This is a genomic window from Streptomyces sp. C36, from assembly GCF_040932295.1.
Lineage (GTDB): Bacteria > Actinomycetota > Actinomycetes > Streptomycetales > Streptomycetaceae > Streptomyces > Streptomyces triculaminicus.
On sequence record NZ_JBFQGI010000008.1, the window covers coordinates 374,233 to 386,496 of the forward strand.

The window sequence follows — 12,264 nt, forward strand, 5'->3', positions numbered from 1 at the left end:
TCGCGGCGGGCCGTGCCGCCGGCCTCACAGCCAGCGGGTCTCGTACGGCCCTAGCCGGACCTCGCGGCCGTCGATGCGGGCGGTGACGGCGTGGTCCTGGGTGTTGACGGCCAGCACCGCGCCGGCGGAGCCGAGCACCTGGACCTGAGCGCGGTCCTCGCCGCCCACGTCCACCTCCCGCAGCCGGGTGCCGGGCGGGAAGGCCTTGGCGAAGCGGGTGAGCAGGTCCAGCATCGGCAGCTGCCCTCCTCCGTCGCCCAGTTCGGTGCTGCGCCACAGGCAGCCGGGGCAGTCGGCGCCCTGTTCCTCGGGGTTCCAGTAGAAGGCGCCCGCCACGCCCGCCTCGGCCAGCCGCATCAGGGCGCTGGCCTGCACGGCCACGCGGTGGGTCTCGTTCCACATGCGGCGGTTGTCGTGCTCGTCGGCGGGCTCGACGTACCACTCGGCCCACCACACCGGAAGCCCGGTGGTGCGGCTCAGCCAGGCGCTGACGTCGGTGAACTTGGCCGTGGCCCGGAACTCGTCGGGCACGGTCCTGCTGCCCGTACGGGTGTAGCTGGCGCCGTCCACGACGACGAAGTCCGCCCCCTCCTTGTGCTCGTCCCAGTACTCCACCGCGTCGACGGCCCGCTGGTCCACCGCGCCCCAGGGGCCGCTCACCCGGGAGGCGTTGGAGTCGGCTCCGGGGGCCTCGCTGTCCATGACGACGTACGGCCCGCCGACGAGGGCGTGCTTGTTCCTCTTCTTCACTTCCTTGTAGACGAGGTTGTACAGCTCGGTGTAGCCCTCGTAGTCCCAGCGCTTCCTGGATTCGTCGTAGAAGCCCTTGAACTCGTTCCAGACGATGAAGTGCCGGACGTCGGGATAGCGCTTGGCGATGACGCCGGCGAGCTTGGCGAAGTCCTTGTAGTGCGCCCGGTCGGGGGCCTTCTCCAGGGACTTCTGGGACCAGTCGGTGTGCTCGTCGCCGCCCTTCATCCAGTCGGGGGCGCAGCACAGGGTGAGGACGGGGGTGGTGCCGGTCGCGCGCATGAGCGCGACGCGCCGGTCGAGGTCGGAGAAGTTGTAACGCCCTTTTCTGGGCTCGGGGTTGTCGACGCCCCAGCCCATGATGTGCTGGTTCTGGGGCAGCCGGTCGCCGGAGAGGGTGCGTGCGGCGGTGCGGCGGGCGGGGTCCTGGCCGAGATCGGCGCTGTACTGGGTGTGGGTGAAGCCCCAGCCGATGTCGGCGGCGGCCCCGCCGACGCGGCCCCCGGCGTCCCCGGTCCCGCCGGGGCGTACCGCGAGGCTCACGGCGACCACCGCCAGCAGGGCGGCGAACGCGGTCGTGAGCAGGACGACGAGCCGTGCCCGCGGCGTCCACGACCGCCACGACGTCGCCCGCGGCGACGTCCGAGATCCACCATGACGTCCCATCACGGAAAGGGTAACCGGGGCGGAACGGACGTGCGGTGCCTTCACGGCAGGCGGGACGTCGAAGGGTCTTTCGCCCGTGGGGCTCAGGGCTCGTAGACCGCCCGCAGCGCCTCCCGGGCGGCGGCCAGGGCCGCCTCCTGGTCCAGGCCCAGGCGGTGTGCCCGCTGGGCGAACGCGGCGGCGGCCGCCGCGGCCTCGCGCTCGGCGGTGTCGCCGCGGGCGGCGATGAACGTGCCGTTGCGGCCGCGGGTCTCGATCACACCGTCCGCCTCGAGTGCGCGGTAGGCCTTGGCCACGGTGTTGGCGGCCAGGCCCAGTTCCTCGGCGAAGCCGCGTACGGTCGGCAGTTTGTAGCCGACCGGGAGGGCGCCGGAGCGTGCGCGCTCGGCGATGCGGGCGCGGATCTGCTCGAAGGGGGGCTCGGCGGCGTCCGGGTCGACGGTCATCTGCAAGGCCACGGTGGGACTCCTGGCTGGGCGGGCGGTGTGCCGTCCATTGTGCGCCAGGCGTGCCCACCGTGCCCGCAGGCCCGCTGGGTTTCAGAGCTCCAGCCGGACGCCGTGGGAGGCGAGCCAGGTATTGAGGCCGAGGGCCACTTCGGTGGCGGCGCGGAAGGACTCTCCGGCGTCCCCGGAGAGCGCGTCGGAGACGGCGGCGGTGTCGAGCAGGGGGTGCACGGGGGCGCCGGGGTCGGCGAGCACCCGGCCGAGTTCGGCGCGCAGGGCGGCCGCGTAGCGGGGGTCCTGGGTGCTGGGGTAGGGGCTCTTGACCCGGTCGGCGACGGCGGCGGGGAGCAGGTCGCGGGTGGCGGCGCGCAGCAGGGACTTCTCGCGGCCGTCGAAGGTCTTCATCGCCCAGGGGGTGTTGAAGACGTAGGAGACCAGGCGGTGGTCGCAGAAGGGCACCCGCACCTCGAGGCCGGTGGCCATGCTGGCCCGGTCCTTGCGGTCGAGCAGCATCTGTACGAACCGGGTCAGGTGCAGGTGGCTGATCTCGCGCATCCGCTTCTGCCGCCCGCTCTCGCCGGGCAGGCGGGGGACGTCGGCGAGGGCCTGGCGGTAGCCGGCGTCGGTGTAGCCGGGCAGGTCGAGTTTGGCCAGAAGTCCTCGGTCCAGGAGCCCGGTGCGGCCCCCGCTGCCCTCTCCGGAGAAGTGGTCGGCGACGCGGGCGGCGATCCAGGGGAAGGTGTCGGCGGCCACGTGCTCGGGGTTGTGGAACCACGCGTAGCCGCCGAAGACCTCGTCGGCCGACTCCCCGGACAGCGCGACGGTGGACTGTTGACGTATGGCCTTGAAGAGGAGGTAGAGCGAGGTGTCGCCGTCGCCGAAGCCGGCGACGGGCAGGTCGCGGGCGGTCAGCACGGCGTCGCGGTGGGCGGGGTCGGCGAGGTCCGCGGTGTCGAGCACGATGTCGCTGTGGTCGGAGCGCACATGCTCGGCGAGGGCGTGGGCGTAGGGGCCGTCGGGGGTGGGCCGCAGGGCGTCGGCCCGGAAGTTCTCGGTGTGGCCGGTGAAGTCGACGGAGAACGAGCGCACCGGTCCGCGTCCGGCGCCGGCCAGGCCCTTGGCGGCCAGCGCGGTGATGACGGAGGAGTCGAGTCCGCCGGAGAGCAGGGTGCACAGGGGCACGTCGGCGACGAGCTGGCGGGCGACGATGTCCTCGAGCAGTTCGCGGATGCGGGAGACGGTGGTGGGGAGGTCGTCGGTGTGCTCGTCGGCCTCGAGGGCCCAGTAGCGGCGTAAGATCAGGCCTTCGCGGCGCACGCGCGCGATGTGGCCGGGGCGCAGCTCGCGCATGCCCTTGTAGACGGCGTGGCCGGGGGTCTTGGTGAAGGCCATCAGCTCGGCGAGGCCCTCGGCGTCGACGGCGGGGCGCACGGCGGGGTGGGCGAGGATCGCCTTGGGCTCGGAGCCGAAGAGCACGCCGTCGGCGGTGGGGTGGTAGTACAGCGGCTTGATGCCCATGCGGTCGCGGACCAGCAGGAGTTCCTCGGTGCGCGGATCCCACAGGGCGAAGGCGTACATGCCGTTGAGGTGTTCGGTGAAGGCCTCGCCCCACTGGAGGTAGGCGCGCAGCACGACCTCGGTGTCGCTGTCGGTGCGGAAGGCGTGGCCGTGGGAGCGCAGTTCGGCGCGCAGTTCACGGTAGTTGTAGACCTCGCCGCTGTAGGTGAGGGCGAGCGGGGTGCGGCCGCCGTGTTCGGCGAGCATGGGCTGGCGGCCGCCCTCGACGTCGATGACGGCCAGCCGGCGGTGGCCCAGGGCGGCGTGGGTGTCCAGCCAGACGCCGCCGGCGTCGGGCCCGCGGCAGGCCATGGTGGCGGTCATCGCCTCCAGCGTGCCGCGGGCGGTGGTGAGGTCCTGGTCGTAGGAGATCCAGCCGGTGATTCCGCACATGGGCGGTGTCCCCTCTCGGTAGACGGTCCCCCGTGGGCACGGCCCGCCGCGGGTGCGGCGGACCGTGTCGGACGACGCTACGCCCACATAGATGCATCCACCATCTACGGTCGCCGAAACGGCCGGGAACCGGCTGGTGGGCGGCGGGGCGACGGCGGGCGGCCCCGGGAGGGTACGACGGCCTGCTCAGGACAGGAAGTGGAAGGACGGGGCCGGATGCATCAGGAACTCGTGGTGCGAGATGTTCCAGGCGTACGCGCCGGCCATGGAGAACGCCACCCGGTCCCCCACCCGCAGCTCCGCCACCGGCACCCGGGCGGCGAGGGTGTCCTTGGGCGTGCACAGCTGTCCGCTGAGGGTCACCGGCTCGTCCAGGGCCGCAGGGCGCGGCCAGGGGAGGTCCCAGTCCTGGACGGGCAGCACCGTGAAGGGTTGGTCGTGGCCCTTGGCGGCGGGGGTGCGCAGGTGGTGGGTGCCGCCGCGCAGCACCGCGAAGGCCTCGCCGTGGCTGTGCTTGACGTCCAGGACCTCGGTGACGTACCAGCCCGCGTGGACGGTCATCGACCGGCCGGGCTCGATGCGCAGGGTGACGTCCGGGTACCGCTCGCCGAGGGTGCCGAGCCCCTGCCCGTAGCCGGCCCAGTCGAAGCGGGTGTGCGGCCTCGCGTAGTCGACGGCCATGCCGCCACCGACGTTGACCTCCATCGAGCCCAGGCCGTGCCGGTCGCCGAACTCCCGCGCCCAGGCGGTGATCCGGGCCGCGAGGGCCAGCTGCGCGGGCGCGTCGAGGCCGCTGGCGAGGTGGGCGTGGACGCCGCGCAGCCGCAGCCCGGGGCCCAGCGAGGGGACACAGGCCTCGGCGCGGCGCGGGTCGAGGCCGAAGGGGCTGGGCCTGCCGCCCATGGCGAGCGCCGCGCCGCCCAGATCGCCGTCCCCCACGGGGAGGTTGACGCGCAGCAGGACGTCCACGGGCGCCCGGCCGGGCCGCTCGCCGGCCAGCCGGGCCAGCAGCCGCAGCTCGTTCTCGCTCTCCACGTGCAGGCGCTCGACGCCCAGGTCGAGGGCGAGCCGCAGCTCCTCCTCGGTCTTGCCGGGCCCGCCGAAGGCGAGCGGGAGGCCGGGCACGGCCCGGCGGACGTGTGCCAGTTCGCCGCCGGAGGAGACCTCGTACCCGTCGACGTGCGGGGCGAGGGCCCGCAGGATCTCGGGGGCGGGGTTGGCCTTGGCCGCGTAGTACAGCTCCACGTCCGGTGGCAGCGCGGCCCGTACCCGCTCGGCGTGCTCGTCGAGGGCCGCGAGGTCGTAGAGGTAGGCGGGCAGTTCGCCGGCCGGCAGGCGTTCGGCGTGGGCGGCGGCTCGGGGGGTGATCACTGGGTGGCGCTCCAGGGTTCGGTGCGGGATTCCGTCGAGCCTTGACCGCCGCGAGCCACCGACAGCAGGTCCGAGACCAGGGGCGAGCCGATGCGGACGTACCCGGCGTGCCGGTCGGCCTTGCGCTCCCAGCGGGTGAGCAGATTGGCCTTGGCGGGCAGCGGCACGCCGGCGACCAGGGCCCGCAGCAGCGGCGGGTTGCCGTGCGCCTCCGCGCGCCGGGCCAGCACCCGGCGTACGGCGGACCACAGTTCGGGCTCGAGCTGGGGGTGGCGGTCGGCGAGGGCGGCGAGCACCTCGGCGAGGTGGTTGACCAGCAGGCAGTACACGACGCGGTCCCAGCCGCGCTCGCGGTCGTACGTCATCGGGCGGGCCACCTCGGGGGCGAGCTCCGCGAGGGCGGCCCCGTGGTGCTCGGCGAGCAGCTTGGTGCCCTCCAGGTCGCGCAGCAGGACCTGGCGGGGCATGCCGTCGTCGTCGACGCCGACGACGACGTTCTGCAGGTGGGGCTCGAGGACGACGCCGTGGTCGAAGTAGGCGGCCAGCACCGGGGGGACGAGCAGCCACAGGTAGTCGTCCCACCAGGTGAGCGCGGCGTCGGGTCCGGTGCCCGCGAGCAGCCGGGCGACCTGGGCGCCGGTGGTGGGGTACTCGTCGGCGACGGCCCCGGCCAGCAGGGCGGTCAGGCCGGGCGCGAGGCGGGCGTCGAGGCCCTCGCGGACGATGACGCCGAAGCCCTCCGCGAGCTCGCGGCTGCCGAGGTCCAGGGTGCGGTAGCCGGGTTCGCGCAGCAGGCCGGCGCCGGGGAAGCGGGCGGCCAGGTCGCCGGCCACCGGCTCCAGCAGGCGGGTCAGGGCGACGGCGCCGGTCAGCTCGTACTCGGCGTTCTTGCGCAGGCAGTTGGTGATGCGGATGTTGAGGCTGAACTTCAGGAAGTCCCGGCCGTCGTAGAGCGTGCGCACCGACGCGGTGGGCGCGAAGTCCGCGCCGCGCTCACCGAGGTCGAGGACGTCGCCGCGCTCCCTGGCCGCCCGCAGCGCGGGGTGGTCCTCGAGCATGGCGTACTGCCAGGGGTGCGCGGGCAGCAGGACGTAGCCCTCGGGCACGCTCCCCTGCCGGTCGAGCGCGGCGAGGGCGCCCGGGCGGGCCGCCTCCTCGCGGACGAGCGCGCGGCGTACGGCCAGGTGGCGCAGGGGGAAGCAGGCGCGGGCCTCGGGGGCGTAGCGGGCCCAGTCCTCCGGGGAGCCGGTGCGTGCCTTGGGGGTGGGGTGGAAGCGGTGGCCGAAGAGCAGGGACTGCTCGGAGTCGAGGTAGCGCCCGGCCGGGGTGAGGTCGCCGGCGGCCGGGCGCCAGGCCTCGAGGGCCGCGCTCACGCCCGCGTGGCCGGCGGCGACCTGGCCGAGGAACTCGTCGTTGCGGACGCCGGTGCGCAGTTCCAGCTCGTGGTGGATGTACGCGGCCAGGGTGCGCCAGGGAAGCTCTTCCCAGACGCCGTCGCGTTCCTCGGTGACCGGGCCGGTGAAGCGGTGGGCGCCGATCAGGGAGGCGCGGCGTAGCCGGACCCGCAGCAGGGCCCCGCCGCGGGGCAGTCGCAGCAGCAGGTGTCCGTCGGTGACGGCGGTCTGGTGCTCGGGGCCGGAGACCTCGCGCAGCAGGCAGTTCAGGAGCGTGTGGGCGACCACGTGGTCGGCGCCGGGGAGGCCGTCGGGCGCCGGGGGGCTCGGGCGCAGGGAGGCGGCGGAGGAAGCGGAGGAGGACATTTCAGCGACTCCAGCGGAGGAGGGTTGGCGTGCTGACGAGCGCCGTCAGGGCGGCGACGGCGGATCCCGCGACGATGGGTGCGGCCGGGCCCCAGACGTCGTTGGAGACGGCGGCCACCGCCCCCGCGACGACGGCCCCGGCCTTGGATATGAACTCCAAGGTGCCGAACATCCGGCCGGGCCCGCGGCCGCGGCAGGCGTCGGCGGCGAGCGCGGACAGGCTCACCAGGCCGAGGGTCATCCCGGCGCCGAGCAGCAGCCGCAGGGCGACGAAGGAGAGCACGGTGCCGGCGCCCCAGTGCCCGGCGAGGGCCACGGCCACCAGGGCGAAGCCGCTGACCGCGCCGAGCAGCGGGCGGTGGGCGACGGCGGTGTGCACGGGCCTGGCCAGCAGCGGGTAGCACATGTGCGGCAGAGCGAAGAGGACGCCGCTCGCGAAGGGCCCGAGGCCGGGCAGCCGCTGCTCGACCAGGGTGATCAGGTACGGGTAGGAGATGACGGTGGCCAGGACGAAGGCGAACTCGAGGGCGTACAGGGCGCGGGGCGAACGGGCGGCCGGGACCTCCGCCTCGCCGGCGGCCGGCGTCCCGGCCGCCGGCGGCGCGGGGCGCGGCGGCTCGGGGAGTGCGGCCAGCATCAGGGCGGCGGCCAGCGGCAGCACGGCGAGCAGGGCGTACTGGCGGTGCGGGGAGACCCACGGGGAGAGCGAGCCGACCACGATCGGCGCGGCGACGAGCGCGAGCCGGGCGGCGCCCTGCATCAGGGTCAGCGCCCAGGACAGGCGGTGCCCGTCGAGGGCGGCCGCGAGGTAGCCGTTGGAGGCGGCGAAGGTGCCGCCGAGGACGCCCTGCAGGACGAGGGCGGCGGTGAAGGCGGGCAGGCTGTCCGCCCATCCGGCGAGGAGGAAGGAGACGGCGAGGCCCAGCTGGGCGCGCAGCAGCAGCCGTTTGCGGCCGTAGCGGTCGGCGAGCCGCCCCCACAGGGGGGCGCCGAGGGCACCGAAGACGGTCGGCACGATGTAGAGGAGCCCGGCCCAGCGGGCCTCGGTGTCGCCGAGCGAGGGCAGGATCGCCGTGAGGTAGGGGGGCAGGCCCAGCGCCGCGAAGGAGGCGACGAAGTAGCAGGCCGCCACCGCGTGGATCTGCCGGGTGCGCAGGCCGGCGGGCGCCCGTGTCCCGGTGCGCTCCAGGACGGCGGTCACCGCGGGGCCCCGCGCAGGTAGTTGGGGCCGTCGACGTAGTGCTTGTTGATGTCGGCGGCGCCGGAGCGTTCCTTGGTGAGCAGGGTGCCCGCGGTGATCATGGCCTTGACCGGGAGCCGGTCGGCGTCCAGGACCCGGGCGCGCAGCACGGCGGCGGGGCCGGGCGCGATCCGCCCCACGGCCTGGGCGAGCCGCTCGCGCAGCTGTCGTAGCCACTGCTCGAGGCTTCCCCGGCCCAGGCGGGCGAGTTCGAAGGCCAGGGCGCCGGCGCACAGGTGGACGGTGATGGTGGCGAAGACGTCGGCGACGGGGCCGTCGCCGGCCACGAGGATGCGCCGGTCGTCGAAGCCCAGCAGGTCGGCGGCCTCGCCGCCCAGGCGGGCGGCGAGCCGGACGGAGTGCACGCGCGGCCCGTCGTTGTCCTTGAGCAGCAGCCGCATCCGGGGGCGGCCGTCGATCTCGTCGAGGACGACGGAGGTGTTCTGCTGGTGGGACTCGAGGGCGATGCCGTACGAGAAGAGGGTGGTGTGCCAGTCCAGCAGCAGCGTCAGATAGGCGTCGACCAGGGCGACGAGCGATCCGCCGTAGTACCGGTCGGCGAGCGCGTCGGCCACCAGGCGTCCGTCGGGGGTGCGGGCGAGCAGCCCGGCGACGGTGACGACGTGGGCGCCGGCGAGCCCGTCCGGGTAGCGGCGGACCAGGGTGGCCAGGAGTTCGTGGCCGGCGCCGAGGTGGGTGCGTTCGTCGGCGACGAGCACGGCGCCGGCGAAGCGCGGCTCGGCCGCGACGATCTCCTCGAGCAGCCGCTGGCCGACCTCGCCGTCCAGGAGGGTGCCGGGCTGGATGGTGCGCCGGTTGCGCAGGCCCAGGGTGGCGGTGGCCAGCGGGAGCTTGAGGTGGGTGGTGGGGTCGTCGGCGACGGCGACGGTCCGCATGGACAGGGTCGGGGTCACCTCCAGCAGGGGTTTGTCGGCGAGGTGGGCGGAGCCGGCGAGGCCGGTGGCGGCGAGCGCCTCGGCGAGCGGGGCGCCGGCGGTCAGCGGGTGGACGGGCAGCGCCAGGTGGGTGGCGTCCAGGTGCGGCAGGCCCAGCGCCGCGGGGGTGGGCCACCAGTCGGGCAGTCCGGCCCGGTCGCCGGTGACGGCGGTATGCGGCAGGGCGAGCCAGCGCAGGGCGAAGGAGGGGTGGAACTCGGGGGCGTACGCGCGTAGTTCGCGCTCGGTCAGGCCCGAGCGGGCGCGTCCGGTGGGGTAGACGGGATGGTCGCGGAAGGCGGCCAGGGTGTCGAAGGCGAGCGAGCCGCGCAGCCCGGTCCACGCGGCGGTGGAGTGTCCGTAGGCGTCGGCCAGCCGCCGCACGACGTCGTCGCGCACCCGGCCGTGCAGGCGGAGCGCGGCGAGCGCCTCGTCGCACTCGGCGAGGAAGGCGTCGAAGCCGGGCCGGTCCTCGGGGGCGGCGGCCGCGCGCAGCCGGGCGAGGGCGGGGCGCAGGCCCCGCACCGGCCCCTCGGCGGTCTCCAGGACGGCGTCGCGGGCCCGGACCTCGCACTGGAAGCCCTCGGGCCCGACCGGGAGCAGCAACGTTTCCCCCGTGACGGGGAGCCGGAGCCAGTCGCCGTCGGGACGCCTCTCGGCGACCGCCTTGGAGCGCAGCTGGTAGGCGTCCTCGCGCAGCAGGGTGCTGAGCACCCTGCCGAGGAGCTCCTCCTCCAGCGCGTCGCGCGCCGGTGCGGTCGTCTCGGCCGCGCTCATGAGACGATCTCCCATCGCCGGGCGGCCAGGAATTCCGCGACGGCACGGTCGATCCGGTCCTGGTCGGTACCGGTCGCCCGCAACACCCCCAGGTAGTCGCGGTTCGTGCGGTAATGCGGGTGCTCCTCGCCGAGCTCGCGCAGCGGCCGGTAGACCAGCCGGACCCCGTCGCGCTCGGTCTCGCTCGCGCCGGGCGCGGCCTTGAGGACGCCGCCGCGCTCGGCGCACACGTACTCCATACGTACCCGGCCGTCGGTGCGCGCACCGAGTTCGGCCGGGAGTGGCTCACCGAGGTGGGTGCGCAGGATGTGTTCGAAGAGCGGTATGTCCAGCAGCGGGGCGAGGACGAGGTCGCACTGGTCGCCGATGGAGCGGTAGTTGACCTCGATGAGGCGGGCGCGGTCGCCCTGGACGACGTACTCGGTGTGGCAGACGCCGAACCCGATGCCCAGCGCCCTCAGCTGGGCGAGGACCTGCTCGCTGTGGGGCCGCGGCGGTTCGGGCAGCAGGTCGAGGCGTTCCTCGATGAAGTACGGCAGCGGGGAGAGCCGGGTGCGGAAGGCGGCGTAGGGGTGCAGGGTGGTGCCGTCGCCGAGGGTCTCCAGGGTGTGCAGCTCCCCGTCCAGGTACTCCTCGACGACGAGGGCCGTCTCCGGCCGGCGGGCACGGATCTCCCGGCAGCGTTCGGCCAGTTCGGCGGCGTCGCGGACGAGGACGACGTCCTCGCTGGCGACGCCTTCGCGGGGCTTGACCACGCACGGGAAGGGGAGGCCGGCTTCGGCGAGTTCGGCGACGTCCTGCTCGGGGCGCAGCTCCACGGAGCGCACGGCGTCCAGGCCCGAGTCGGCCAGGGCCCGGCGCAGCTGCGCCTTGTTCTTGGCGTTGTGGGCGGCCTTCCAGTCCTTGCCGGGCAGGCCGAGGTAGTCGGCGGCCAGCGCCGCCTGGGTCTGCAGGTGGTCGCTGTTGGTGAAGACGGCGTCGGGGCGGCCGAGCTCGGAGATGCGGCCTATGACCTCGCGGAAGTCGCGTACGTCGCAGTGCACCAGCTCAAGTCGGGGCAGGGCCTCGCCGCCGTCGGCGACATGACGCGCGTAGGCGCGCCGGTGGGCCTCGGGCTGGTCGGTCAGGAGGGTGACCGCGAGGCCCAGGCGGGCGGCGGCGGGCAGATAGCCCTCGGTGACGGAGTCGGTCGGGTTGAGCGCGAGAAGATGCAGCCGCACAGGGGCACCTTTCGGAGGCAGGGGTGTTCGGGGGCGCCTGTGCCGGGCCGCGCCGCATACGCGGCCCGGCACAGGAGGTGGGGAGGAGGGTCGTGCGGGGCGGCCGTGGGGCGCCGGCCGCCCGGGCCGGCTACTTGGGGGCGTCGACGCCGGCGGCCTTGGCGATGTCGTCGAGGACGTGGCCGGCGGCCTGGACGCCGATGCCGGACATCCACGTCTCGTCGGGCACCTGGACGACCTTGTCGTTCTTGACGGCGCCCAGGCCCTTCCAGAGCGGGTTGCCCTGAACGGCGTCCTGCTGGGTCTTCTTGGGGTCGTCGGCGACGGTCACGAAGACCATGTCGGCGTCGGCCTTGTCGATCTGCTCCGGGGAGACCTCGAGCATGGGCTTGTCGACGTCCTGCGACTCGGGACGGCGCAGGCCGATGTCGGACAGGACGATGCCGCTGAACGACTGCTTCTGGTAGAGGCGGGTGGGGCCGGCGACGAAGCGGACGACGGAGGCGGTCGGCATCTTGCCGTCGTTCTTCTTCTTGATCTCCTCGCCCAGGGCCTTGGCGCGCTTCTCGTACGCGTCCATGGCCGAGGCCGCTTCCTTCTCCAGGCCGAGCGCCTTGGCGTGGACCTTGAGGTTGTCCTTCCAGGGCGCGCCGGTGGTCTCGGTGAAGACGGTGGGGGCGATGCCCTTGAGCTTGTCGTAGACCTTGGCGTGACGGACCTTGGAGGACAGGATCAGGTCGGGCTTGAGCGACATGATGCGCTCGATGTTGGGCTCCGCCATGGGGCCCACGTCCTTGGCGTCCTTCGTCTTGTCGCCGAGGTACGAGGGGAAGCCGCCCTCGGTCTTCATGTGGGGGGAGACCGCGCCGACCGGCGTGACGCCGAGCATGGTCACGTCGTCCAGCTCGCCGGTGTCGAGGACGACGACGCGCTGCGGCTTCTTCTTGATCTCGGTGGTGCCCATGGCGTGGGTGATCGAGCGCGGGAAGCCGGCGTCGGAGGCGGCCGGCTTGTTCGCGCCTTCGGCCTCCTTCTTGTCGTCGCCACCGCAGGCGGCGAGCGCCGAGCTGCCGACGATCACAGCGAGCAGTGTCGCGGACACTCTGCGCAGTCTCTTCGGGGCGGGTCGGAGCACGGTCATGGCGGGGT

9 protein-coding genes are annotated in these 12,264 nt (G+C 74.1%); all 9 read right to left on the reverse strand.

Features of this window, described 5'->3' with window-relative positions; translation table 11 throughout:
* Positions 1 to 24: 24 nt before the first annotated feature.
* Positions 25 to 1,416, reverse strand: a complete 1,392-nt coding sequence (locus tag AB4K12_RS25270) for a xylan 1,4-beta-xylosidase (protein ID WP_368436405.1) — start codon at positions 1,414 to 1,416, stop codon at positions 25 to 27.
* Positions 1,417 to 1,499: 83 nt separating this feature from the next.
* Entirely contained in the window at positions 1,500 to 1,874 is a 375-nt protein-coding gene (locus AB4K12_RS25275; protein WP_368436407.1) for a GntR family transcriptional regulator, read from the reverse strand.
* 81 nt (positions 1,875 to 1,955) lie between these two features.
* Positions 1,956 to 3,812 carry an asparagine synthase (glutamine-hydrolyzing) gene (gene asnB / locus AB4K12_RS25280; protein WP_368436409.1) on the reverse strand — a complete coding sequence of 619 codons (1,857 nt, stop codon included), beginning with the start codon at positions 3,810 to 3,812 and terminating at the stop codon, positions 1,956 to 1,958.
* A 186-nt stretch (positions 3,813 to 3,998) separates the two neighbouring features.
* Positions 3,999 to 5,183 (reverse strand): type III PLP-dependent enzyme, encoded by a 1,185-nt coding sequence (locus tag AB4K12_RS25285; protein WP_368436411.1) that lies wholly within the window; start codon positions 5,181 to 5,183, stop codon positions 3,999 to 4,001.
* Positions 5,180 to 6,943, reverse strand: a complete 1,764-nt coding sequence (locus tag AB4K12_RS25290; RefSeq protein ID WP_368436413.1) for an IucA/IucC family siderophore biosynthesis protein — start codon at positions 6,941 to 6,943, stop codon at positions 5,180 to 5,182. Before AB4K12_RS25290 ends, AB4K12_RS25285 begins: the two co-directional genes overlap by 4 nt.
* 1 nt (position 6,944) lies before the next feature.
* Positions 6,945 to 8,144, reverse strand: a complete 1,200-nt coding sequence (locus tag AB4K12_RS25295) for an MFS transporter (RefSeq protein ID WP_368436415.1) — start codon at positions 8,142 to 8,144, stop codon at positions 6,945 to 6,947.
* Entirely contained in the window at positions 8,141 to 9,895 is a 1,755-nt protein-coding gene (locus tag AB4K12_RS25300) for an IucA/IucC family protein (RefSeq protein ID WP_368436417.1), read from the reverse strand. Before AB4K12_RS25300 ends, AB4K12_RS25295 begins: the two co-directional genes overlap by 4 nt.
* Positions 9,892 to 11,115, reverse strand: coding sequence for an acetyl-CoA carboxylase biotin carboxylase subunit family protein (locus tag AB4K12_RS25305; RefSeq protein ID WP_368436419.1), 1,224 nt, complete (start codon positions 11,113 to 11,115; stop codon positions 9,892 to 9,894). The genes AB4K12_RS25300 and AB4K12_RS25305 overlap by 4 nt, the downstream gene beginning before the upstream one ends.
* A gap of 130 nt (positions 11,116 to 11,245) precedes the next feature.
* A complete protein-coding gene (locus AB4K12_RS25310) occupies positions 11,246 to 12,256 on the reverse strand; it encodes an ABC transporter substrate-binding protein (RefSeq protein WP_368436421.1) in 1,011 nt (336 codons plus the stop codon).
* Positions 12,257 to 12,264 lie beyond the last annotated feature (8 nt).